Below are 21,970 nucleotides of genomic sequence, written 5' to 3' on the forward strand. Positions count from 1 at the left end.
AGCGTACAGGGTGGGACCGGCGGCTGTCTGTGGCCGCTGACCGGAAGGGGCCGGTCTGCGGGGCGAGCCGGTGGCGACCTGCGGCCTGGAGGTGGGGGCGGGGGCCGCGCCACCGGCCTTCGGCGGCCCGGAGCCTCCTGTATGGCCGGGTGGCGAGCCCCTGCGCGGCCTGAGACGTCTCTACCGTCGCGAAACGCCTCGATGGGCCGGGCGCCGGCCTCGACAAACCCCCGCGTCGGTGTGGGCAAAGGACGGAGGCCGCGCCGGTGAGGAGGTGACGTCTCCGCGATGGTTGACCCTGACGCAAGGGCAACCTCTCACCATGGTCGGCAGGACGGGGAAAACCGCTCCGATCGCGACCGCCCGCCTGGGCAAGCCGTACGGCGACCACGAGGTCGCGGCAGGATCCGATCAGCGACCTCGCCGAGGGACGATCACCGACATGCCGCCGACCGGCAACGACGGGGCGCGCAGTGAGAGGGGCGACACGATGGTGCGGCACTTCACGGTCCGGCACTTCACGGTCCGGCACTTCACGGTCCGGCACGACGGCATCACGATCCCGGTATCCCGCGGCGGCCGGGGACGGCCGCTGGTCCTGTGTCCCGGACTGCACTCGACCCAGGCTGACCTGCACGAGCTGACCGGGTTGCTCCGACGCGACTACGACGTGGTGACCTTCGATCTGAGGGGACACGGCTACGCCTCGCCCGCCACGGCCGGCGCCGGGTATCGTTTCGACGCGTTCTTGAGCGATCTCACAGCGGTGATGGCGGAGCTGGGACGCCTGGACCTGCCCTTGGTTCCCGTACTCGTGGGCTACTCGCTGGGCGCGGACCTGGCCGTGCACTATGCCTCCCAGTGTCCTGAAACCATCGCCGGGCTCGTCCTGGTCGACGGGGCGAACCCGTTGCCCGAACCGTTCATCACCGACGCCGACCGGGCGGAGTTCCACGCCATGCTGAAGGACCCGGCGGCGCGTCGAGAGACCGAGGCGGCGAAGGGTACTGCGCGTCAAGTCCTGCTCACCGCCCAGGACGTACTCGACCTGCAACTCGAACTCGACGTGGTGCGGTCCGGCATCCTCGACCGGTACCGGAGGATCGACCACCCGATCAGCATGATCATGTCGACCGCCATCGCCGGCGACAGCACCGAAGGGCGGGCGCCACGCCACAACCAGCTCTGGCGTGCCGGCGTCGAACGGCTCGTCCGCGCGCGGCCGCACATCTCCACGTCCTGGCTCCCCACCGACCACAGGCTGGTCTTCACCCACGCCCCGGAAATCGCGGAGGTCATCAGGAGCGCACACCATCCAGCGGACCGGCCAACTTCGTGAGCGGCTTCCGGGAGACTGTTCCCATGCTGACCATCGGCAGGCTCGCGTCGTACGCCGGAGTCACGGTCCGTGCGGTGAGGCACTATCACGCCAAGGGGCTGCTGCCGGAGCCGGAGCGGGACCACTCGGGCTATCGCAGGTACGACGCCGGCGCCGTGGTCGAGCTGATCAGAATCCGGACCCTCGCCGGAGCCGGAGTCCCGCTGGCACGCGTGCGGGAACTGCTGCAGGCCGACGAGGAGGAATTCACCGCGGCGGTGGCGGACATCGACAAGCGGCTGCAGGCGGAGATCCGGGAGCGGCAGCGGCACCGGGAGCGGGTCACCCGCCTCGCTGCCGGGGACCACCTGGCGCTGCCCGCGGAGGTGGTCGTGTTCCTCGAACAGCTGCGGGCGCTGGGGATCGACGAGCGGATCGTCCGGGCCGAACGCGACGGCTGGATCGCGCTCGCCGCGCACTCACCCGGGCGAGTCCCGCAGTGGATGGCGCGCAAACGGGAGCAGATCGCCGACCCGCAGCTCATCACCTTCTACCTCGACCTGGGCCGGGCGCTCGACCGGGCCGACGACGACCCCCGGCTGGTCGAGCTGGCCGACGAGGTGGCGGCTTACATCACGCGGATGGCCGACGAGCTGGGCGAGGACTACGTCGACGATGTCGACGTCGATCCTGCGTTCGCCGAGTTGCTGGACACCCAGGCGTTCCAGGCCATGCCATCGGCCCGTCATCTGGTCGAGCTGATGAAGAAGCGCGGCTGGACCGGCTGGACCAAGCTCGAACGCATCGGCCCAGCACCGGGCGGTGCCGGAATGTGGCAGCCGGAATGTGGCGCCAACATGCCGGAAGCTCAGGCGAAAGCGCAGCCGGAAGCGCGGCGTTACCGGCGTGAGGGGTGAGGACAGGCGGGCTCCTGCCGGGGCGAGTGCGCAGGCCCCGGTTTCGGTGTCCACCTTGATCCCGCAGGCGCGGATGCCAGGTCACACACGGCCCGCAAAGGGGACCGGCCCTCCGCCTGCGGCCTCCACGACGCTCTCGCCGACCCGGGTGCGTGCGTACAACACCTCTCTGCCTGCACGGTGGGCGCTGACGAGACCCGCGGTGCGCAGGGCGGTCAGATGCTGGGAGACGCCGCCGGCGGTCAGCCCGGTGCGGCGGGCGAGGACGGTGGTCGAGGCGGGGGAGTTCAGCTCGCTCAAGAGGGTCGCGCGGGATCGGCCCAGCACACCCGCCAGGGCGTCGGAGACGGTCGCGGGTCGCGCGTGCCAGAGCGTTCCGATGGCGCGCGGCGGGTAGCGCAGCGAGGGCTGCCACGGTTCGTTGAGCACGGAGAAGACGCGCGGCCACACGAAAGCGGACGGGACCAGCAACAGGCCCCGGCCGTCGAGCCGCCGTGCTCCGCGCACGGTGCGGTGCTCCAGCTGGAGCGTGCCACCGGCCCAGGTGACCTGCGGGTCGAGATCCGCGAACAGCTGCTGGGTGCCGCCTTCGACCAGGCGGCCGGCGCGGTAGCGAATGTCTTCCTCCAGCAAGGTGAGGATCCGCGACCAGTACGGAGCCAGGGCCAGCTCCCAGTACGCTTCCAGCACTTCGGCCAGCCGTCCGAGTTCGGCTGCCGGGTCGGCGCGCAGTGCCGCCATCCGCGCCCGCGGCACCTCGGCCGTCGTGTGCAGCAGCGCCGGAGGGGTGGCCCGGACCGTGGCCAGTTCCACATCCAGCGAAGGCAACGGCGTCGTGGGCGGCGGGCAGATGAACCCCGGAACGCGGCCGGCCCAAGGCGAGCGCGCGGGCACGGGAACGAGGTCGAACAATGGGCTGAAGTCGAGGCCTGAGGCCGCCAGCCGCGGGCGCACCCTTTCCGCCCAGATGCGATGCAGGCCGTGTTCGTCCGCGCCCTTGAGCACCCGGACGCTGGCCACCACCTCCCACAGCGGGGAGATCGCGAAGCGCGTCCGGGCCACGTCTTCCAAGCCCAGTTCGATCGCAATCATTCAGCCCAGAATAAATCAATAGGTGGAGCCGCGAGCGGTCGCGCACCGTACCGCGCATGACCGAAAACCCCCGTTCCCCCTGGTGCCTGCGCGACTTCCGCGTCCTGTTCGCCTCAAGCGCCCTCAGCCACCTCGGCAGCAACATCGGCTACGTGGCGATCCCGCTGCTCGCGGTCACCGCCCTCGACGCGGGCCCCGGCCAGGCCGGTGCGCTGGCCGCACTGTCCACCGCCGCCTTCCTCCTCATCGGCCTGCCCGCGGGCGCCTGGGTGGACCGCCTGCCCACCCACCGGGTGCTGGTGGCTGCCGACGCCGCCCGAGCCCTGCTGTTCGCCTCGATCCCGGTCAGCTGGTGGCTGGGTACGCTCTCGCTGCCGCACCTGTACGCGGTGGTGCTGCTGAACGGCTGCGCCACGGTGTTCTTCGACGTCGGCTCGCAGAGCGTCCTGCCCGAACTGGCAGGACGCGAGCACCTGGTTCCGGCGAACGCCGCCCTCGTGAGCCTGATGGCCGGCGCCAACATCGCCGGCCGCGGAGCCGGCGGCTTCCTGGTCCAGTTCCTCACCGCTCCACTGGCGATCCTCAGCGGATCCGTCGCATATCTCGCCTCCGCCGCCGGCCTCACGGGAATCGGCCGCCGCCACGTCCCTTCCCGGGAGCCGGCCGACCGGCGACGGCTGCGTGCCGACATGGCGGAAGGGCTGCGACACGTCCTGGCCCATCGCGAGCTGCGCGCACTGGCGCTCACCGCGAGCCTCGCCAACCTCGGCGCACAGATGATCAACGCCGTGCTGCCCGTGCTGTTCACCCAGGAACTGCACCTGCCCGCCGGGGCGCTCGGGGCGTACTGGGCGGCAGGCGGCCTGGGCATCCTGCTCGGCGCCCGTCTCGCCCCACGCCTCGCCTCGCGCTTGGGGCATGGTCGCACCCTGGGGTTGGCAGGGCTCTGGTTCGCACCCGCCGCACTCGCCGTCACGCTGCTCGGCAACGGGCCGTGGCTATGGGTAGCCGGCGCCGGGTGGCTCGCGGTCATGACCAAGACCGGCATCGACAACGTCCTCGGGGTCACCCTGCGACAGCACCTGACCCCGGGCCCGCTGCTCGGTCGCATGAACGCCACGTTCCGCTTCCTGCTCACCGGGGCTCTGGCCATAGGCTCCGCCCTCGGTGGCCTCGTGGCAGAGGCGGCAGGCGTACGGGCGGCGGTCTGGGTGGGCGCGATCTGTCTGGCCGGCGCCTTCCTCCCCGTCTTCTGCTCCCCCGTCCGCATGCGACGAGATCTTCACGCGGCCACCACGCCGAGCGGGCGATCGGCCGTGCCACCCACCGACGAGATGTGACACGCCCTGAGCTGCGCGGACGTACCGGCTGCGCCGGCCGCCACGTGAGTCGTCCGACGCGGTCGCCGATGAACCGGCGACATCAGACCATCGGCGGGACCGTATCGAGATTCCGTGCGATCGCCCGTATTGGCCGCCGGCGCGCAGCCCGATCCCTCCGTGGGCCGGGACCGCGGTCAGCGGTGGCCCAGCACGTTGATGACGTGGCCACTCGGGTCACGGACGAAGAACCGGCGCACTCCCCACTCCTCGTCCTGCAAGGGGTGCACGATCTCCGCCCCGCTGTCCCGGATGACGGCGTAGACCGCGTCCACATCGTCCACCTCGACGCTCATGTCGGGCGGGACCGGTGCGGTCTTGTCGCGGGCCATGAAGCTGATCTGCGCCGCCGGACTGGAGGGGGAGGCGAGCGTCATGATCCAGCCGTGATTCATGACCTCCTCCAGTCCGAGCAGGCCGTAGAACTCCCGGTTCTCCTGCAGGGCCTGGGACTGGACATTGGGTACGACACGACGAACGGTCATCGGCAACTCCACGTGAGAACAGACATGCCTGCCACTCCAGGACCTCCAGGACCTCCAGGACTACTACGCCACACCAGCCGCCGCACGCGCCATGGGAGGCTACCGGGGCCGGCGGGCATCCGGCCCCTCGACGGCTCCCGCGCTGTCGTGAGGCCGTTCTACGACACGCAGGTCCGTCTCGGGAAGCCAGGAGCCCGGTGGGCGTTCCAGCCAGCCTTCGGCAGCACCGAGGGTCCGCGCGGCGTCGGCCAGGGCCTTCACTCCTGGGTGGCGCAGACTGCGGCGCCAGACCATGGACACCGCAGTGAGGGGCACCGGATCGGTCAGGGGGCGCAGGACCATCTCAGGAACGGTCATGAAGCTGAGGCTGGTGAGGACAAGCCAACGGTTTCTGCGCATGGTCCGGCTGAATTCCACTTCACCCTCGATCTTGGGGTAGGGCGGCGCCAGCTCGATGGCGCGCCCCGCACACAAGGAGCGCGCGTAGTCCGTCCACTCGGCGGTGTCCTCGTTGCCGGCCGCGGCGTAGAGGGTCTCGCCGGCCAGCGCGGCCAGCGGCACCCGGGGCAAGGCGGCGAGCCGGTGATCGGTCGGCACCATCACCGCCAGCTGGTCGAAGCGGATGAGCCGGTGCTCCAGTGTGCCCCGGGGCCCGTGCGGGATTCCGGCGACACGACCGAAGGAGACGTCGAGGTGTCCGTCCGCCATCTCCGCCACGGCCCGGGTCAGTCCGCTGCGGGTGTGGAGGACGAAGTCCAGCCCCGGAGCGTCCCTGCGGGCCAGATCGAGCACCCGGGTGCCGGTCGACGTGCTGTTGGCGACATCGACGACCAGCGGCCGGTCGCTGCCGGACCCCGGCGTGGTGCGTAGCTCTCGGCTCAACTCGCCATGGGCTGCCAGGACACGGCGGACGGTCGGCAGCAGGCGGCTCCCCTCGGCGGTGAGGGTGACGTGCCGGGTGTCCCGCACGAACAAGACACGCCCCCACGCCTGCTCCAGCCGCTGAATGTCGCGGCTGAGCGTCTGCTGTGCGACGAACAACCGGGCAGCGGCGCGAGTGAAGTGCAGCTCCTCCGCCACAACAAGGAAAGCCCGCAGCAGCCGGGGATCAGTGACATCACGCACGCCTCAGTTTCACCCACTGACGGCGACGGGCGACAGGGTTCGCCGAGGCCGTTGTCGAAGGGGCCGGAGGGCTGTGCGGCATCCCGTTCGTGCTGCACACCGGCATCCGGTGGGAGCAGTTGCCCAAGGAGCCGGGCGCCGACGCGAGCACGACCTGCCGGTGCCGCCTGAGTCCTGGAACGGCCCCACGGCGTCCTGTCGGGTTGGTCAGACCAGGATGTTCTTGTAGAAGAGGTTGGAACGGCGGTCACCTTCCAGCCCGGAGGCGAAGCCGAGGAAGAGACGGGTCTCTCCGTCCGCGGTCTTGTAGACGGCCAGGCCTTCCGGCTCGCGGAAGACCAGGGTGGACCCGGCGTTGGTGATCACCGGGCCTTGGATGACGGCGCCGGTGTTCATGCTGACGCTGGTGATCTCGGAGTCCACCACGTTGCCGGATTCCAGGTACGAGTGTCCGGTCAGGAGGTAGAGGTAGCTGCCGTAAGCGGCGTAGCCCTGGAACTTCCGCGTTCCGAGATCCGGCTGTGCGAAGTCGGCGAGGGGGCTGGTGAAGTTCCCCTTCGCGGCCTCTGCGAGGTCGTACACGGCCAGGTGTTTCGCTCCGCTGCGGTGGTAGCGGACGATCAGGCGCTGGTGGACCGGGTCGATGGCGCACGTGTGCTCCGAGGCACCTGCCACCGGGGTGAACTTGGTGAGCGCTGACGACGTGTTCGACAGGGTCGTTCCCTTGGTGAACTTGAAGCGTGCGAGGCGCGCTCCGTAGCCGTTGTCGTTGGCCTCGACCTCCGTCCACAGGTACGTGGAGGTGCCCACGGCCTGGGCGCCGAACGAGACACCGTGGCCGAAGCCGGTGAGGTGCATGTGGCCGTACGCGCTGCCTGTCGAGCCGACCTGGTCGCCGTCGAAGTCGAGTTGGGTGATGCACAAGTCGCCGGCGTTCTCGGCTGTGCCGTTGCGACGCTGGGCGACGAACAACCGCCGGTTGACGCTGTCGAAGGCGAAGCCCTGCTGGACGGTGTCATCGTGCAGCGCCTTGCTGCGGAAGAGGTCGTGTGAAGGCTGGGTCAGGTCGAAGCGCTTCGAGGCCGGCACCGCGGCCGACGCGGGCCCCGCTCCCAGCCCCAGCCCCAGCGAAGCCAGGCCGAGACCTCCACCCGCGCGCAGTAGTCCTCGACGGCTCAACGACTTTTCGAACACGGGCCCCTCCGATGGCAGATGCCGGACAAGTGAAGATGAAGATCAAGAATTACCTGACGTGCGGCTCCATGCCAATGGCCGGCCGGGTCGATCCCCCGGATCGGACCGGTCGGCGAGCCGCCCTTCCTTCGACGCGGCGGCCTCGGGCGGACGGGATGTTCGCCGCCACGAGCGGAGTACTTCCGCAGGGCCGGTCACGGCCGGTCACGGCCGGTCATGGGTGCGGCTCGGATGTGACACGTCGCTCATCACCGCACGTGCCCCGAACCCATGTTGCTCGGTCGGTGGAGTACATGACCTGCTCTGCGTCCCACTCCACGAAGGTGTCGATCGGGCGCATCCCGATGGACTCAAGCAGCCGACGCGAACGCTCGTTGCTCTTCTGGGTGACGGCGACCACCTCAGGCCGCTGGGATGTGACGGTGTCCAGGGCCCAGGACACCGCGGCGACGACCGCCTCGCGGCCGTATCCGCAGCCCCAGTGCTCTGGCAGCAGCTGATACGACACCTCTGTCCGGCCTTCCCGGCGCGAGCATGGTTCGACCGACACCAGACCGACCACGGACATGTCCGTGGTCAGGACCACGGTGAACGCACCGAAGGCAGCGACACACCCCTCCTCGCGGGCACGGAGCGTCTCCCCGGCCACGGGCCCACCGAGATGGCGGCGCACCTGAGAGTCGGTCCAGAGCCGCGACAGGGCAGCGACGTCACCGCGCTCGATCGGGCGCAGGACAAGTCGGTCCGTGCTCAGCGAAACGGGCCAAGGGGCAGGGCTGGAAGACGAAGACATGCCACTGATCCTGGCAGGCGAGGATCCACAGCACCCGTCACCGGGGGGACGGCGCCGCGTTCTTCGGCAAGCGTGTGGGCCGTCTCTCTGCCCCGGGATCCCTGAACTGGGGGTCGACGTCCCCAGTCCGGAGAACGACGCCCGCCGCTCCAACGCCTGCCCCGGTTCCCACGCAGCCGCAGGCTCAGCACGACGCCCCGAGCGGGCCTTCCTCCCGTAGTGCCCTCGTCCTCCTGCACCGCCCTCGCCAAGACGCGGACGCGCCGCTGCCCTTATCCGGACATGACTGGGCCCCGACCCTGGGGGAAGGGTCGGGGCCCCGTGTGCACAGCGGTCTGTTGCGGGCGGTCAGTGGCGGAAGGCGTCCTTGGTGTCTTCCTTGGCCTGGCGGGCGCTGCCCTTGGCCTGGTCGGCGCGGCCTTCGGCCGTCATACGGTCGTTGCCGACGGCGCGGCCGACGGTCTCCTTGACCTTGCCCTTGACCTGCTCGGCGTGCGCCTTGCTCTTTTCGGTGCCCGACATGGGGACCTCCTCGTGAAGTACCGGATTGGTCGTGCCGCTCTCCTGCTCGCAAGCGCCGCCCGTAAACCCCCGGGCGCACGCCCCGGTGTGCGTGCAGAGCGCCGACAGCGAGGACCGCGGCGGGGCATGCGGCGGACGGCAGGAGGAGCAGACACGAGGATGGCCCCTCAAAACCGTCAGGGGCAGCCCGGCTTCGCGCAGACCTGGTGGCTCCGGACGGTCCCGGCGCCCTTGCCGGGGAGTCACACGCTGAGCCCCCTCCGGATGCTTCCGGGCTCGACGGCATGGCACGTGATCGATAAGTCTCTTCCCGTGGCAATCTGCGGGTCAGGACAGTGCAGTGAGACTGGAGGTTGTCCGCCCGTGGTGGCGATCAGTAATCCCACCGTCGGGAGACGGCGTCTGGGAGCCGAGCTGCGCCGGCTGCGTCAGGAGTGTGGGCTCAAGAGCATCGAGGTGGCCGAGCGGCTCATGGTCTCGCAGCCCAAGATCAGCCACTTGGAGAACGGCCGCCGCGCCATCCACCCCCGCGATGTGCTGGATCTGTGCGCGATGTACGGAGTGACGGACCGGCAGGTCATCAACTCGCTCATGCAGATGGCAAGGGAATCCGGCGGGCAGGGCTGGTGGAACCGCTACGGCGACCTCCCCGACAGCGTCCACATCGCCCTGGAAAGCGACGCCGCCTCGATCCACACCTACGAGCCCCTGATGATCCCCGGCCTGCTGCAGACCCCCGCTTACGCCCAGGCCGTCATCGGTGAAACGATCCCCCCGCTCACCGTCGAACAGGAAGGCGTGCGCCTGAAGGTCCGGCTGCGCCGTCAGCACCGCATCTACGACCCGGGACGCCCGCTGTGCCTGTGGGTGGTCCTGGACGAGTCGGCCTTGCGCCGTGTCGTCGGTGGCCCGGACGTCATGCGCGAGCAACTGGAGCACCTGAACACGCTCGGCGGCGAGCCGCACATCACCGTGCAGGTCCTTCCCCATACGGCAGGGGCTCACCCGGGGCTGTCAGGGCAGTTCTCCCTCCTGAGGTCCGCTGAGGGCCCCGGGGCGGGTGTGGCGGGGGTAGTGCATCTGGAGCGGTTCACCAGCGATGTCCACCTGGAGAAGCCATCCGACGTGCAGCGCTACCGCCAGATCTACGACCACCTCCAGGCCCGCGCCCTGGACCCTGACGGCAGCCACCGGTTCATCACCGAGGCCATCAAGTCGTACATCGACGCGGACCGCCCGTGAGTCGGCCCCGGGGAATGATCCCGTGGAGCCCCTTCAAGAGGACGCCGATCTGGCCGAAAGTCAACCAACACCCCGGGCCTGCGGGGCCTGAGCAGCGCTTTCGGATTGACTTCCGCTTCTTCCGGCCATCAGTTCACCCCCGTGGGGCTCTCCCTGCCGGGTCGGCTGTGTAGCAACTCCGCCCCCGGGAGGGGAACAGCTGGTGATCGAAGGATTACTGGTGAGAAGATCCCACCGGTCCGGTGCTCAGGGTCTGGAAGCCCCCGCCGGACCTGTTCGGTGCAGCCGAACATCAGTCGCGCATCCTCAGGCGGAGGCGCGGCTGGTGCTGATCGACTACCCAGGGAAGCCCTCATGCGCATCATCGCCCCATCGGGGTCCCCTCACCCCCGCAGCCGCCCGCTCACCGGCGGAGAAATCCTTGTCGTCGTCATCATCATGATCCTGGCGACCGGCCTCGCCCTCGCCGACCTGCCGGTGTTCGGCATCATCGAGCTGTTCGGGGGCACTGCCGCCGTCATCCTGCGTCTGCGGCGCCCCGGTGACGGCGGCTCCAGCGCGCCGGTCCGGTAGAAGCGACGGACCGTCTTGACAATGCCCGCAGGCTCAGGCGAGGGCGGCGACCATCAGGGCGAAGGCGGCGATGATGACGGCGACGCGGACGTAGTGGAAGCGGTCCCAGCGGTTCATCTGCTGCTTCCAGTCGGCGGGCAGGCCGTCGGCGGTCCACGTCTTGACCCGGTTGTTGATCGGGACGAGCAGCAGGATCGACATGACCACGCTGAGGATCAGTAGCGCGGCGGCGGTGGCGACGAGGCCGGCGCCGTGGTGGTGCCATCCGGCAATGGCCCAGACCGCGCTGAGGGCGAGCGAGCCGATGTACCAGACTGGCATCACGGCGCCGAGCAGCCGGGCCCCGTGCGTGCGGCCGCGCAGGCCGTTGTCGCCGGGGAGGCCGTTCAGGATCGGATTGACGAAGAAGGCGACGGAGAACTCCACCCCCACCATCACGCCGACGACCACGGTGGTGAAGACCTCGAGTGCACTGAGCATGATGACCCCTCCTGAGATCGACCTAGCGTCGCTAGATGATGAGGCAACGCTAGCCCTGCTGCCGCTCGATTGTCTAGCGATGCTAGGATCGCATCATGTCGGTACAAGAACGCAAGGAACGCGAACGGGCGGGCCGCGAGCGCCTCATCGTGGCGACGGCCCGCGAACTCGCCGAGCAACAGGGCTGGGACGCGGTCACCACCCGTCGGCTCGCCGAGCGCATCGAGTACAGCCAGCCCGTCCTCTACAGCCATTTCCGCGGGAAGCGAGAGATCATCGGGGCCGTCGCCCTCGAAGGTGCCGCCGAGATGGCCGCAGCGCTGCGGGCCGCGGCCTCCGCCGCGGACGGCCCGCGCGCCCGGGCCGCCGCCCTGGCCCGCGCCTACCTCGACTTCGCCGAGCGCAACCCGGCGGTCTACGACGCCGTGTTCCAGCTCGACGGCGGCCTGGCGTTCGCGAGCGAGGACACCCCGGAGCCGCTGAAAGACGCCTTCGCCGCCCTGCTGGAGAGCCTCAGCGAGGTCGCCGGGGACGGGGTCCATCCGGAGCTGTTCACCGAGGTGTTCTGGGCGGCCCTGCACGGGCTGGCGACCCTGAACCGCGCGGGACGGCTGCCGCCGGGGGACGCCGAGCGGAGGGTGGAGCTACTGGTGGACCGCCTCGCACGGTGAGTTGTCGCTCCACTCCAGCCGGCATGCCTCGTCACCCGGGAAAAGAGAAGCCCAGTTCACGCAGGCGCGGCAGGCAGGCTTCGAGGCACTGCTCCACCGACGCAGCATCAGTACGCACCAGGATGTCGTCTACGTCGCCGAGGGCGAGCTGTTCGACAACACCGCCACCGACGTAATCGGGCTGTGACGCGAGGATGGCCGGACTCCAGGTATCCGGGTGGCTGCGACGCGGACTAAGTTGATCACATGACACGCAGTCACTTCGGCATCGCCGCAGCCCTCATGGCCTGTCTCACCCTGACCGCCTGTTCGTCGGACAAGGTGTCGGAAGGAGCGCCATCACCGGTCGGAGCGCCCGCCGCGAGCGGAGCAGGCGAGGTGCAGCCTTTCCGGGACGACACCGACGTACCGCTGACCAAGCAACTCACCCGGGGCGAGCTCACCCAGGCAATTCCCGATGCCAAGGACGTGGTCCCCGGCTACTACCCGGGCAGCCTGCACAAGAGAACGCCAGGAGACCCCGACGACTGCTCCCGTCAGGATGGTTCCGCGTCGGCCGGTTGGCAGCAGGCGGGCAGGGGCGACTACGACTACCAGGGGTCGACCAGCTCACGAGGCATCCAGCTCAAGGTCTGCCAGTTCGACAATGCCGCGCACGCGAAGACGGCGTATGACCAATGGCTGGAGAAGGAAGGGTGGACTCCCGTCGAGGTGTCCTCTCGGGTGGGAGAGGAATCGGCCTTCCTCACGCACAGTGAAACCGGCACCGTTGACGCCTACAGCCGGTCCGGCACCGTCATCGCCCGAGTCCGCGTCGACGACGCGAGCGCGGATCCCACGGACGCGCACGACGTGCTGGCTGCCACCTTCAAACGACTCCAGCAGGTCCAGGCGGGCCGGCGGGCCACCGCGACGGCAGCGGAGATCGCCGCGATCGAGCGGACCCGGCGCTAAGGGCTGTCCCGCAATCCCCGGCGGGCGCACGACGCCAGCTACGGCGCCTCGCGGCGTTGTCGGAACGCCCCGATACGCCCAGTATGAGGGCGCCCCTCCGCCTTGCGATGCACCGCATCTGACGCCGTGCGCTGGTCCACCGGGGATTGCGGGACAGCCCTTAGGAACCGCGAATCGGGTGCTGGATCCCCCGCTTGCGAGGGTGTCGAGCAGCGGGCGGTCCGTCGTCTTCCGGGGTGCGCATCCACGGCAGGTGGTGTTGCCAGGACTGATGCGCCTTCGATGAGCCCCGCAGTATGCCGGGCCCTTACGGGCTCATGCGGACCGCCTGACCGCCACGGCGAGCGGCGCACGTGCCCCTCGCCGTCAAGATCCACTGGCTCGCGCGCCCGGGCGCTTGAGTCTCCAGCGGCTGGAGGGTCCAGGATCTCGCCCATGGAAGACGAACACCCCGACGTGCTCACCATCGGCCAGCTCGCGCACCGCACCGGGCTTCCGGTGCGCACTCTGCGCTTCTGGTCGGACGAGGGAGCGGTGCCGCCCGTGGATCGCTCCGCGAGCGGCTACCGGCTGTACGACGCCGAGTCCGTGGCCCGCGTCGAACTGGTCCGCACTCTGCGGGAGCTGGGCCTCGGGCTCGACGACGTGTGCCGCGTCCTGAGCGGCCGCACCACGGTCGCCGAAGTCGCCGACGCGCACGTGGCCGCGCTCGACGCGCAGATCCGCTCACTCAAGGTGAGCCGGGCCGTCCTGTCCACCGTATCGAAACGTGGTTCGACCGCTCAGGAGACAGCACTGATGAACCGGTTGGCACGGCTTTCCGCCGCCGAACGCAAGCAGATCATCGACGAGTTCAAGGAGGAGGTGTTCGGCGGTCTCGACGTCGACCCGCATCTGCGCGACCGCATGCGCACCTTCAGTATCGACCTGCCCGACGACCCCACACCCGAACAGGTCGACGCCTGGATCGAACTGGCCGAGCTGGTGCGGGACTCCGGCTTCCGCGGCCGGATGCGCACATGGATGGAGCTCAACACGCCTGCACCGGGGCAGGGCCGTCCCCCCGGGGCAACCATCTGGTGGGCCAGGCAGGTCGTGCAGACCGTCGCGGAGGTCAGAGGGCGCGGGATCACCCCTGAGGGACCGGCAGCGGCCGAAGTGCTGTCCGATCTGTTCGGCGACGCCGATCGGGCCGCCGTGCTGCGCAGCCTGGAGGCCGGGATCGAGGCAGGGGCGGAGCGCTACCGCGGGCTCGTCGCCCGCGTGCGCGGACAGTATGCATCTCCCGACGCGTCCGAGGAGCTGGAGTGGCTGGCGCGAGCCCTGCGTGCCGCGGATCAAGCCGCACCGGCCGTACCGCCCCTGCCCCGCATGGTCTGAGGCCGGCCGGGGTGCATCGACGCGGGCCGTGGTGCTGACCGCCGCCACGAGGGGGAGGTCAGCCAGGCCCTGCGCGGATGTCGGTCACCCGTCGTCCGAGTCCACCGAGCCCGCCGGGGCCAGGTACGATCCGCCTCCGCAAACGCGGCCGGATGGCTGGTGATCGCTGTCGAGGCCTTTCGTCCCGGGTGCGGCCTCGACGCCCGGACCGGTGTTGCTTACAATCACGGGCACGGCATCGCGTGTCGGTCACCGGCCGGGTGAGGCATGGAGGTGCCCGTGAGATTGCCTTACGGAGGCATTCCACACATGTCAGTCGAGTTGAATCACACCATCGTCCATGCCCGGAACAACCGGGAGTCGGCCGAGTTCCTCGCACACATCCTGGGGCTTGAGGTCGGGACCGAGTGGGGCCCGTTCGTTCCCGTGCTCACCGGCAACGGGGTGACCCTGGACTTCGCCGCCATCCCGGCCGAGTCGATCACCGCGCAGCACTACGCGTTCCTCGTCTCCGACGAGGAGTTCGATGCAGCCTTCGCGCGACTCCAGCAGGCCGGGATCGCCTACTACGCCGATCCGCATCTGAAGCAGCCCGGAGAGATCAACCACCACCACGGCGGGCGCGGACTGTACTTCATGGATCCGGCCGGGCACGGCATGGAGATCATCACGCGGCCCTACGGCAGCCACGAGCAGACCCCCACGGCTTCGTGACGCAGCGGCGGGCCAGGGGGTTTCCTGGTCCGCCACTCCGGCCCACGGGCGCTCTGCAACAGGGTGGCTCGTGGAGGCGGGTCCGCATCGGCGGCTGCCGGGGCCGACCCGGATGAAGAAGGCCTCCGCGTGGAAACGGAGGGAGAACATGCCGTGCGGCGCTCTGAAGAGGTGTACCGAGGCGAGCGCGGTGAACGCCTCCGCCATCCGCAGCAGCGCGTTCCCGGGGTCCGGGGACAATGACTCCAGGCAGTGCACCGCGGGCGCCGTCATCCGCGACACGGCCGGCTCGCGCAGCGGCACGACCTCAACCCATCTCGGGGCCATCGGAACCCTACTCAATGCGCGAATTTATACGAGGCCTTCGGCACCGTCTTCCAGGTTCACCGTCACGCCTCGCTCTTTCACGGCGGCATGCTGTCCGCCGGAAGAAGGCAGGTGCGGCCCGGCCGGGATGTTCCTCACACTTGGCACGGAGGGCGTGACAAGTGCCATCCGCGGTCGACGTGCCAGCAGGGGCGGCCGGTCACCCCTGCCGGCGGGACGGTGCCCGCAGCCCGGTGGCGAGGACGGCTGCCCACAGCGCGCACGCGCAACCGAAGCCGGGCAGTGCCTGCCAGATCCACGGGGTGGTGCCCGGAGCCGCCAGGGCCACTGCGGCGGTCGCGGCGACCACCGCGACCATCACCGCGCCCAGCACGCGCAGGAGGGGGGCATCGAGCACGCGGGCCAGCGGGAAGAAGTGGCCGCCGACGACGAGAGCGGCCCAGCAGAAAGCCAGTTGGGGTTTGTCGAGCCGACTGTTCACCAGCCCGGCGCCCACGCCGAGCAGTACGGCCTGGATCACGATCAGCCGGACGAACGCGCGCCCGCGTGGCTGCGGGGCTGCGGCCTGAAGGGCGACCGGCCTGCTGCGGGCACGCAGTACGGCGAAGGTCACGGCGACGGCGAGCACGGCCCCCGCCACGGCCGCGGCTCGGCGGGGGCCGCCGTGCAGCGCGCCGAGGCCTATGAGGAACCACACCCCTCCGAAGGCCGCCCCGATCAGCGGGCCGCGGCCCGCTCCGGGGTCTCGCCGGGCCGGTGCACCCGTCACGCCGCGGGGAGCGCGTCCGGTGCGGGAAATCAGGTCCATGGGGCCTCCTGTTCACGGGTCTGCGCGTCACTCTAAGGCCGCCGGCCGTGCTCCCCTGCCTCAGAAAAGGACTTCGGGGAGGATTTCCATGACGTTTGTCATGCAAGTCGTGAGCAATGTCAGAAAAACCTTCCCGCTCGTTTCGGCCGGGCCGGCCGCTGTTGCGCCATCAACTCGCCGGTCCGAATAAGGGCAGCATTCGGAATGATGGAAAACCCTCCCTTCCTCGTCCTGCTGCTGATCGAACAACGACCCTCCCTGTCCCTCCGGCGGCCCCGGTCGCCGAAGGGCCCGGACACCGGAGCACGGAGGAGGAGCGTGACCCCTAAGTCGTCCGCCCGGGAGGACTGCGTTTCCCGCATCCTCGATGTGCTGGCGGCCGGACCGGATACCGTCGTGGTGCGCTGTCGCCATCTGCCGCTGCACCAGCCCATCGAGCCGGGCGCCGCCTTGCAACTCCTGACGGTCCGGCAGGCGGGGTTCCACCACGATGGACGCAGGCTTCGCAACGGCATGGCCCACGGCCAGAGCACTCACACGGTTGGTGCCGCCTGTCCTGTGACAACGAACCGTGACGACGGCCACTGAAGCTGGACCACCGCAAGGTTTGTGCCGACGAACGGGGACCGCCCTGGTCGGGGTCTCTGGCTGAGAAGTACGTGATGGTGTCCCTGGAAGATTGATCATGATGGACTGGCGGGATGACGACACTGCTGCCGCGCCTTTTTCGGGCGCTTGACCGCTTCCATGCCCTCCACCCGTGGGACCACAACGCCCACTACCACCGCTGGATCATGCGGCAGCTCCCCCGACACTTCGAAAGGGCGTTGGACGTCGGGTCGGGCAGCGGTGATCTGGCCCGACTTCTGGCCTCGCGTGCCACATCCGTGCAGGGTCTGGACGCCGACCCTGCGATGGTTGCTCGGGCACGGGAGCTCACCGGCGCCGCCCTTCCAGTGCGGTTCACTGCCGGAGACGCCCTGACCGAGATACCGCCCGGTTCCTATGACGTCATCACGTGTGTCGCCACCCTCCACCATCTGCCGTTCTCCGACGCTCTCACCCACCTTCGCCGGCACCTGACACCAGGTGGGATCCTGGTCGTCGTAGGGGTCGCGCGTGCGCAGTCACGCAGCGATCACCTCCTCGGTGCTGCCGCCATCCCGATGAATGTCGCCATGGCCTGGATCAAGAGCAAGGGACGTAGGGCGCCACGGCCGGTTTCGATGACGGCGCCCACCCGGCCAGCGACCATGAGCTTCGCCGAGATCCTCGGTGGGGCTCGGGGTGTTCTGCCCGGCGTTCGGCCACGCCGACGTCTGTTCTGGCGCTACACACTCGTCTGGCACCACAGCTGACGGGCTCCAAAGCAAGCAGGCGTTGCCAGTCGTCGACTAGGTTCGCTGGCACGAACGTTGTGTTGGTCCAACGTCCATGGCATTTGATCACGATGACGTCGACTGCCAGGATCATCTGACGATTCGACAGACTGTCGGGTCGGTTAGACGAGCTAGGGGGAACCGGAATGCAGTTGAGGTCTGGTGTGGCTTCGAAGACGGCGGTCCTGATGGCGCTGGCGGCCTTCGCTGTCGCCTGTGGCGGCGGCTCCGACGCGGCCGGAGGGAAGCCGCAGGTGACGAAAGAGTCGGCATCAGGGGCGAACGCAGGCACGGGGAGTGGATCGGACACGCCGAAAGGCGGTAACACGGACTTCGACACCGTGTTCAACACCGAGGACCGGATCAAGCAGGCACTGCCGGATCCGGCATCGATGAAGGGCTGGACACCGAAGACCGGCCGCGCGGAGGTCGAGGAGCAGCCCAAGTCCGCGGAGCAGTGCGGTCCGGATGCGCACTGGGACTGCACCGCCCTCGCGAATGGGGTGACGAAATTCGAGGCAGTAGGCGAGACCGCCTACTTCACCATCCAGGCCTATGCCGACAAAAAGGCCGCCGCAGCCGCGTGCGGCAGGGAGAAGGACTGGTCGGCGACCTACGGAAAGGCGGAGGTGCCACCCGTCCCCGGGGCCGCGAGCCACGCCTACTACCGCAACGCCGGGAACTTGGACGGCCTGGACCTCACCATGTGCCTGGGTACGGTCATCGCCCAGGTGAGGCTGGAAGGGGGAGGCAGTTCTCTGAATCCCGCCACCGCCCACTCCCTGGCCCGGATCTTCGTTCCCCGTATCCAGAAGGCTGCCGCAGCCTCCTGACACGTACGTCGACCCCCGCCCCGGCCTTGGCCCGACCCGGACTCAGCCGCCCCGGACTCGGCCCCGCCGCCCGGACGGCGCGGCGCCGGGGTGCGGGTGCCCGGTCGTGCCGGCATCCCGCGGGACGAGTAGGCATCGTCCGCCGGGACCGCGCCGGGCGTGGCTGCGGGGACGGCCGACCGGCAGGCGGACCCCCACGCCCACGCCCACCTTGTCGAGTCGGGGGATGAACTGCGGGCGTCCCCGGCCCGGCCGGCGGTCAGCACCCGTGCGAGCGGGCGGCACCTGCGGTCCGAGGCTAGGTGAATCCTGCCGGTCGGTCCGGTTCCGGGGCCTGCCCAGCCACCCCTTTGTGTCAGGCCGCATCCTGCTCCTGCGCGGCTTCTTCCAGGGCGGCCATGCGGTCCTTGCCGACGCGCATCCCTGTGGCGTCCTTGTCGACGCGCATCCCTGTGGCGTCATGGGGGGCGCGGACCTGGGGGGAGTCCACGCTGAACCGCTCCGGGTACGGGTCGTACCTACCGATCGGCAGGTACGACTCCAGCCACTTCACTCGGCATTGGTGACGTGCCTGCGCTTCACGACCCATTCCTACGGCTTTTCACCCCGCGAAGCGGACGAGCTCGGGCGGATCGCGGCTTCGATGTGGGCGAGCTGGGCGGCGAGGATCTCCTCGAACGCGGCACGGCGTTCCACTCCGAGGGGGCGGACGTCGCGGGCGAAGTGGGCCAGGGCCGGGAAGCGTTCGGGATCAGCGCCCAGAACCGCCACGCGGAACAGTTCCATGCCCTGTTCGTACTCGTCCGGGGAGACGGTGCTGACCCCGGCGTCGGAGGCGATCAGCGCGGCGAGAAGTACCGCGATCCGGTGGTAGCGCGCCGGGACCTCCTCGTCGGGCAGCCCCGAGGCGCGCAGAGCCTGCAGCACCTCTTCCATGACCAGGCGGGAACCGGTGCCGCTGGATGCGTAGCGTCCCCATATCGCGGCGAGCTGGGGCTGCTGTTCGAAGGCTTCCCTCACGCGCAGGGCCAGGGACGTGAGGCGCTGCTTCCAGTCGCCCTCCGGGCGGTAGCCGTCCATCGCGGCCAGGAGAATCCGGTCGGCAACCGCGCGCAGCAATTCCGTCTTGCTGCGGAAGTGCCGGTAGAGGCTCGAGGAATCGGTCCCGAGGGCCGCAGCCAGCTTGCGCACGCTGAACGAGTCCGCGTCGCTCGTGCGCAGCAGTTCCGCCGCCGCATTCAGGATTTCTTCGGTTGACCAACGCCTTCGGCCTGCCATGTGGCTCCTCTCGCCAGGAAACCAGCCTACCTGTGCACTTGGTGTTGCACGCACCGCGTGCATAATGGGGTCATGGGCCTGCCCGGGCTGGTCGGCATGCCGCTCGTGCCGTGCCGTCCGGGGAGCAGACGAAAGGACGCAAGACGTGAAGGACCCGCTGGATTCCGCGGCGCTGGACGCCGCCGTTGAAGACGTCCACCGTGCCGGCATACCGGGCCTGTTCGCCGAGGTGCGAGTGGGAGATCAAATCTGGCGCGGCGCCGCCGGGGTGGCCGATGTCGCCACCGGCCGCCCCGTCACCGCCGGCATGCGGCACCGAGTCGGCAGCATCACCAAGACCTTCACCGCCGCAGCAGTCCTGCAGCAGGTCGAGAGCGGTCAGATCGGCCTCGATACCCCGATCGGCCGGTACCTTCCGAAACTGGTCCCCGGCGAACGCGGTGACGAGATCACCATCCGGATGCTGCTCAACCACACCAGCGGCCTCGCCGAATACCTCCCCTACGCCTACCCCTCCCTCAGGGCGTTCCCCGCCCTGGCAGCCACCGGCCCCCAGAGTCTGGAGGACCACCGGTTCACGCGGTTCGATCCCACTGAGCTGATCCAGATGGGTGTCACCGCACCTGCTGTCGGCACCCCGGGCGGTACACCGGGGGTGTACTCGAACACCAACTACCTGCTTCTCGGCCAGCTTTTGGAACGGACGACCGGCACTACGGCCGAGCGATGCATCACCCACGACATCATCGAGCGCGCCGGGCTCCGGGACACCGAATTCCCCGCCGGACCGCACGTCACGGGGCCGCACGCGAAGCTCTACGAGTCATGGTTCGGCATGATCGACCCGCCGCGCGACTACAGCGTCTACGACATGTCGTGGGTGGGGCCCGCGGCCTCGCTGATCTCGACCGTCACCGACATCAACCATTTCTTCGGCACGCTGCTGGCCGGAGACATCGTCAGCCCGTCATCGCTGGCGCAGATGCAGCGCACCGTCCCCGTCATCTCCCAGGAGGGAAGGACCATCGACTACGGCCTCGGCCTGCACCCGATACAGAGTCCCGGCCAGAGTCCCGGTCAGAGCACTTTCTGGGGCCATGGCGGCACTGTCTGGGGTGGTGGAGCGCTGGCCATGACCCGCGCCGACGGCAAGCGGCAGATGACGGTCGCGGTCAACATGCAGAGGTGGAACAAGCTCGACTCCTCCGGCAGGCCGCAACCGCATCCCATCGACAACGCGCTCGCGACCCTGTACCGCGTGGCGATGGACGGCTGACCGGGCCGGAGCGCGGTACAGGGGACGTTCTGCACAGCACACCTGGTCGCAACAGCAGGCGCAGCAGGCCATCGACCTGTACAGGAAAGCGGTCAAGGCCGTGAAGGACGCCCATGCCGCATATGTGGCGAAGGCCGATGTCTACAAGGCGGCGGCGAAGGCGGGCATCGATCCAGGTTCGAGGAAGAACGCCGAGCCGGCCTGTTCCATGAGCCGGTTTCGCCGTCCGTTTCGCCGTCCAGGGCCGCCCGGTCCGGGCGGGCGCCGCCAGTGCGGTCCGCGCTGGCGCTGCCCGCGCCTTGGCGGCAGCAAGAGCCGGTAGATTTCGTCCGGCCGCGCCACGGACGCTGGCCTGGCGGGAGGTCGAGGGGGAAGGGCGCCATGGAATTCCTACGCGAGGACGGCCACCGGCTGTTGCTTGCCGCTTTCGGGCTCCTCGCCCTCTCGGTGTCCGTCGCGCTCGCGGTGCGGACTTGCAGCCGATGGCTGCTCGCCCGCAGGACGTTCAACGAAGGGCTGCCCGCCGACGCCACAGTGGTGGATGCCTATGTGCTGCCGGGAGACCAGGGCCGGGCGGGCCTCCAGCACGCCATCGTGGGCTTCCGCGCGGCCGACGGGCGCGAGTACCGGCTCGACCTCGACACCGATCGACGACGGCCCCTGGGGGCGCGGGTGCGACTGCGCTACCTCCCGACGAGCCCGGAACGAGCAGTCCTCCTCGAAGCGGGCCGGGGCACCGTGCGCACGGTGCTGACCCTCCTCTTTCTGGTGGCCCTCGGGCTGGTCGGCGTCCTCCTGACGGTGCTGAGCCTGCTCTAGCTGCGGATCACGGCCCCCGCCCGGCAGCTCATCCACCAGGGCAGTCCGGCGGAGCCGGCCTGCCGGACCGGTGATCCTGGAAGACCAGCGCCAAGCAGCCCAGCCCATCAACGCCGAACACCGCCGCACGGCCGGTTCGACGGACTCGTCAGGCGCGGCCGGAGGCGGCGCCCCGTACCGAGCCCGCCGGCGCGTCGGGGACCTCGGGTGTTCGCTGCGCTCGGCCGGCGCCATCGGCCCCGACCCGGACACGGCGTTCCTCTGAGACAGAGGGTGTGGCACGGGGGCGGAGTACAGCTGGTTCGAGCAGTTCAAGTGCGCGGAGCAGCCGCGGAGCAGCAAGGCAGTGCCATGCTCCGTCGCAGGGGTGTACTGCTGGTACGCCCCTTGTCAGTGACTCGCTGCCCGCCC

The 21,970-nt window shown here is 69.5% G+C and carries 26 protein-coding genes and 1 pseudogene; 17 read left to right on the top strand and 10 right to left on the bottom strand.

Features of this window, described 5'->3' with window-relative positions; translation table 11 throughout:
* The first annotated feature begins 322 nt into the window (after positions 1-322).
* Positions 323-1,339 carry an alpha/beta fold hydrolase gene (locus AMK16_RS26205; protein ID WP_242438913.1) on the top strand — a complete coding sequence of 339 codons (1,017 nt, stop codon included), beginning with the start codon at positions 323-325 and terminating at the stop codon, positions 1,337-1,339.
* Between the two features lie 23 nt (positions 1,340-1,362).
* Complete coding sequence (locus AMK16_RS26210; RefSeq protein ID WP_079191724.1) at positions 1,363-2,235, top strand: MerR family transcriptional regulator; 873 nt, start codon at positions 1,363-1,365, stop codon at positions 2,233-2,235.
* Between the two features lie 81 nt (positions 2,236-2,316).
* Here AMK16_RS26210 and AMK16_RS26215 read toward each other — a convergent pair whose 3' ends face one another.
* Positions 2,317-3,327, bottom strand: a complete 1,011-nt coding sequence (locus AMK16_RS26215; RefSeq protein WP_073919808.1) for an ArsR/SmtB family transcription factor — start codon at positions 3,325-3,327, stop codon at positions 2,317-2,319.
* A gap of 56 nt (positions 3,328-3,383) precedes the next feature.
* Between AMK16_RS26215 and AMK16_RS26220 the strand changes: the two genes are divergently transcribed.
* Complete coding sequence (locus AMK16_RS26220; protein ID WP_073919809.1) at positions 3,384-4,667, top strand: MFS transporter; 1,284 nt, start codon at positions 3,384-3,386, stop codon at positions 4,665-4,667.
* Between the two features lie 176 nt (positions 4,668-4,843).
* Here AMK16_RS26220 and AMK16_RS26225 read toward each other — a convergent pair whose 3' ends face one another.
* From AMK16_RS26225 to AMK16_RS26245, 5 genes are all read right to left on the bottom strand, one after another.
* Positions 4,844-5,191: a VOC family protein gene (locus AMK16_RS26225; RefSeq protein ID WP_073919810.1), complete on the bottom strand. Its 348-nt coding sequence runs from the start codon at positions 5,189-5,191 to the stop codon at positions 4,844-4,846.
* Positions 5,192-5,290: 99 nt separating this feature from the next.
* Positions 5,291-6,316, bottom strand: coding sequence for a LysR family transcriptional regulator (locus AMK16_RS26230; protein ID WP_073919811.1), 1,026 nt, complete (start codon positions 6,314-6,316; stop codon positions 5,291-5,293).
* A 207-nt stretch (positions 6,317-6,523) separates the two neighbouring features.
* Complete coding sequence (locus AMK16_RS26235; protein WP_073919812.1) at positions 6,524-7,510, bottom strand: phage baseplate protein; 987 nt, start codon at positions 7,508-7,510, stop codon at positions 6,524-6,526.
* 214 nt (positions 7,511-7,724) lie between these two features.
* Positions 7,725-8,303: a GNAT family N-acetyltransferase gene (locus AMK16_RS26240; protein ID WP_073919813.1), complete on the bottom strand. Its 579-nt coding sequence runs from the start codon at positions 8,301-8,303 to the stop codon at positions 7,725-7,727.
* Between the two features lie 348 nt (positions 8,304-8,651).
* Positions 8,652-8,825 (bottom strand): CsbD family protein, encoded by a 174-nt coding sequence (locus tag AMK16_RS26245; protein ID WP_073919814.1) that lies wholly within the window; start codon positions 8,823-8,825, stop codon positions 8,652-8,654.
* Between the two features lie 363 nt (positions 8,826-9,188).
* Here AMK16_RS26245 and AMK16_RS26250 point away from each other — a divergent pair, with 363 nt between their 5' ends.
* Together AMK16_RS26250 and AMK16_RS26255 are read left to right on the top strand one after the other, a co-directional pair.
* Complete coding sequence (locus AMK16_RS26250) at positions 9,189-10,067, top strand: helix-turn-helix domain-containing protein (protein WP_073919815.1); 879 nt, start codon at positions 9,189-9,191, stop codon at positions 10,065-10,067.
* Positions 10,068-10,421: 354 nt separating this feature from the next.
* Positions 10,422-10,640, top strand: coding sequence for a hypothetical protein (locus tag AMK16_RS26255; protein ID WP_073919816.1), 219 nt, complete (start codon positions 10,422-10,424; stop codon positions 10,638-10,640).
* 33 nt (positions 10,641-10,673) lie between these two features.
* Here the strand turns inward: AMK16_RS26255 and AMK16_RS26260 are convergent, their stop codons facing one another.
* The gene (locus AMK16_RS26260; protein WP_073919817.1) at positions 10,674-11,120 is read right to left on the bottom strand and encodes a DUF1772 domain-containing protein; all 447 of its coding nucleotides are present in this window, start codon (positions 11,118-11,120) and stop codon (positions 10,674-10,676) included.
* Positions 11,121-11,215: 95 nt separating this feature from the next.
* Here AMK16_RS26260 and AMK16_RS26265 point away from each other — a divergent pair, with 95 nt between their 5' ends.
* The 5 genes from AMK16_RS26265 to AMK16_RS26285 all read left to right on the top strand — a co-directional run bounded on the left by AMK16_RS26265 (position 11,216) and on the right by AMK16_RS26285 (position 14,839).
* Entirely contained in the window at positions 11,216-11,791 is a 576-nt protein-coding gene (locus AMK16_RS26265) for a TetR/AcrR family transcriptional regulator (protein WP_073919818.1), read from the top strand.
* Between the two features lies 1 nt (position 11,792).
* Positions 11,793-11,978 (top strand): hypothetical protein, encoded by a 186-nt coding sequence (locus AMK16_RS36315; RefSeq protein WP_073919819.1) that lies wholly within the window; start codon positions 11,793-11,795, stop codon positions 11,976-11,978.
* A gap of 59 nt (positions 11,979-12,037) precedes the next feature.
* Complete coding sequence (locus AMK16_RS26275; protein WP_143196873.1) at positions 12,038-12,745, top strand: hypothetical protein; 708 nt, start codon at positions 12,038-12,040, stop codon at positions 12,743-12,745.
* A gap of 435 nt (positions 12,746-13,180) precedes the next feature.
* Positions 13,181-14,125: a helix-turn-helix domain-containing protein gene (locus tag AMK16_RS26280; RefSeq protein WP_073919821.1), complete on the top strand. Its 945-nt coding sequence runs from the start codon at positions 13,181-13,183 to the stop codon at positions 14,123-14,125.
* Positions 14,126-14,434: 309 nt separating this feature from the next.
* Positions 14,435-14,839, top strand: a complete 405-nt coding sequence (locus tag AMK16_RS26285; protein ID WP_073919822.1) for a VOC family protein — start codon at positions 14,435-14,437, stop codon at positions 14,837-14,839.
* 526 nt (positions 14,840-15,365) lie between these two features.
* On the opposite strand, the gene AMK16_RS26290 is transcribed toward AMK16_RS26285, so the two are convergent.
* The gene (locus AMK16_RS26290) at positions 15,366-15,974 is read right to left on the bottom strand and encodes a hypothetical protein (RefSeq protein ID WP_073919823.1); all 609 of its coding nucleotides are present in this window, start codon (positions 15,972-15,974) and stop codon (positions 15,366-15,368) included.
* A 318-nt stretch (positions 15,975-16,292) separates the two neighbouring features.
* On the opposite strand from AMK16_RS26290, the gene AMK16_RS26295 reads away from it, so the two are divergent.
* From AMK16_RS26295 to AMK16_RS26305, 3 genes are all read left to right on the top strand, one after another.
* Entirely contained in the window at positions 16,293-16,562 is a 270-nt protein-coding gene (locus AMK16_RS26295; protein WP_073919824.1) for a hypothetical protein, read from the top strand.
* A gap of 113 nt (positions 16,563-16,675) precedes the next feature.
* A complete protein-coding gene (locus AMK16_RS26300; RefSeq protein ID WP_073919825.1) occupies positions 16,676-17,332 on the top strand; it encodes a class I SAM-dependent methyltransferase in 657 nt (218 codons plus the stop codon).
* Between the two features lie 362 nt (positions 17,333-17,694).
* Positions 17,695-18,186 (top strand): hypothetical protein, encoded by a 492-nt coding sequence (locus AMK16_RS26305; RefSeq protein ID WP_143196874.1) that lies wholly within the window; start codon positions 17,695-17,697, stop codon positions 18,184-18,186.
* 116 nt (positions 18,187-18,302) lie between these two features.
* Here the strand turns inward: AMK16_RS26305 and AMK16_RS37550 are convergent.
* Both AMK16_RS37550 and AMK16_RS26315 read right to left on the bottom strand, forming a co-directional pair.
* Positions 18,303-18,679, bottom strand: a pseudogene (locus AMK16_RS37550) (hypothetical protein); the annotation flags it as partial.
* 98 nt (positions 18,680-18,777) lie between these two features.
* On the bottom strand, positions 18,778-19,464 hold the full coding sequence (locus AMK16_RS26315; RefSeq protein ID WP_073919828.1) for a TetR/AcrR family transcriptional regulator: 687 nt from the start codon (positions 19,462-19,464) through the stop codon (positions 18,778-18,780).
* Positions 19,465-19,609: 145 nt separating this feature from the next.
* Between AMK16_RS26315 and AMK16_RS26320 the strand changes: the two genes are divergently transcribed.
* The 4 genes from AMK16_RS26320 to AMK16_RS26330 all read left to right on the top strand — a co-directional run bounded on the left by AMK16_RS26320 (position 19,610) and on the right by AMK16_RS26330 (position 21,824).
* Positions 19,610-20,740, top strand: a complete 1,131-nt coding sequence (locus tag AMK16_RS26320; RefSeq protein WP_073919829.1) for a serine hydrolase domain-containing protein — start codon at positions 19,610-19,612, stop codon at positions 20,738-20,740.
* Positions 20,688-21,062: a putative T7SS-secreted protein gene (locus AMK16_RS38565; protein WP_443333612.1), complete on the top strand. Its 375-nt coding sequence runs from the start codon at positions 20,688-20,690 to the stop codon at positions 21,060-21,062. The genes AMK16_RS26320 and AMK16_RS38565 overlap by 53 nt, the downstream gene beginning before the upstream one ends.
* Positions 21,063-21,121: 59 nt before the next feature.
* Positions 21,122-21,559 (top strand): DUF3592 domain-containing protein, encoded by a 438-nt coding sequence (locus AMK16_RS26325; protein ID WP_073919830.1) that lies wholly within the window; start codon positions 21,122-21,124, stop codon positions 21,557-21,559.
* Positions 21,560-21,629: 70 nt separating this feature from the next.
* Positions 21,630-21,824 (top strand): hypothetical protein, encoded by a 195-nt coding sequence (locus tag AMK16_RS26330; RefSeq protein WP_073919831.1) that lies wholly within the window; start codon positions 21,630-21,632, stop codon positions 21,822-21,824.
* Positions 21,825-21,970: the final 146 nt, after the last annotated feature.

The organism is Streptomyces sp. CB00455, from assembly GCF_001905445.1.
Classification (GTDB): Bacteria; Actinomycetota; Actinomycetes; order Streptomycetales; family Streptomycetaceae; genus Streptomyces.

Coding starts and splice junctions, on each gene's coding strand:
- AMK16_RS26205 (WP_242438913.1), top strand. CDS start 323: ATGGTCGGCAGGACGGGGAAAACCGCTCCGATCGCGACCGCCCGCCTG.
- AMK16_RS26210 (WP_079191724.1), top strand. CDS start 1,363: ATGCTGACCATCGGCAGGCTCGCGTCGTACGCCGGAGTCACGGTCCGT.
- AMK16_RS26215 (WP_073919808.1), bottom strand. CDS start 3,327: ATGATTGCGATCGAACTGGGCTTGGAAGACGTGGCCCGGACGCGCTTC.
- AMK16_RS26220 (WP_073919809.1), top strand. CDS start 3,384: ATGACCGAAAACCCCCGTTCCCCCTGGTGCCTGCGCGACTTCCGCGTC.
- AMK16_RS26225 (WP_073919810.1), bottom strand. CDS start 5,191: ATGACCGTTCGTCGTGTCGTACCCAATGTCCAGTCCCAGGCCCTGCAG.
- AMK16_RS26240 (WP_073919813.1), bottom strand. CDS start 8,303: ATGTCTTCGTCTTCCAGCCCTGCCCCTTGGCCCGTTTCGCTGAGCACG.
- AMK16_RS26245 (WP_073919814.1), bottom strand. CDS start 8,825: ATGTCGGGCACCGAAAAGAGCAAGGCGCACGCCGAGCAGGTCAAGGGC.
- AMK16_RS26255 (WP_073919816.1), top strand. CDS start 10,422: ATGCGCATCATCGCCCCATCGGGGTCCCCTCACCCCCGCAGCCGCCCG.
- AMK16_RS26260 (WP_073919817.1), bottom strand. CDS start 11,120: ATGCTCAGTGCACTCGAGGTCTTCACCACCGTGGTCGTCGGCGTGATG.
- AMK16_RS26265 (WP_073919818.1), top strand. CDS start 11,216: ATGTCGGTACAAGAACGCAAGGAACGCGAACGGGCGGGCCGCGAGCGC.
- AMK16_RS26275 (WP_143196873.1), top strand. CDS start 12,038: ATGACACGCAGTCACTTCGGCATCGCCGCAGCCCTCATGGCCTGTCTC.
- AMK16_RS26280 (WP_073919821.1), top strand. CDS start 13,181: ATGGAAGACGAACACCCCGACGTGCTCACCATCGGCCAGCTCGCGCAC.
- AMK16_RS26285 (WP_073919822.1), top strand. CDS start 14,435: ATGTCAGTCGAGTTGAATCACACCATCGTCCATGCCCGGAACAACCGG.
- AMK16_RS26290 (WP_073919823.1), bottom strand. CDS start 15,974: ATGGACCTGATTTCCCGCACCGGACGCGCTCCCCGCGGCGTGACGGGT.
- AMK16_RS26300 (WP_073919825.1), top strand. CDS start 16,676: ATGACGACACTGCTGCCGCGCCTTTTTCGGGCGCTTGACCGCTTCCAT.
- AMK16_RS26315 (WP_073919828.1), bottom strand. CDS start 19,464: ATGGCAGGCCGAAGGCGTTGGTCAACCGAAGAAATCCTGAATGCGGCG.
- AMK16_RS26325 (WP_073919830.1), top strand. CDS start 21,122: ATGGAATTCCTACGCGAGGACGGCCACCGGCTGTTGCTTGCCGCTTTC.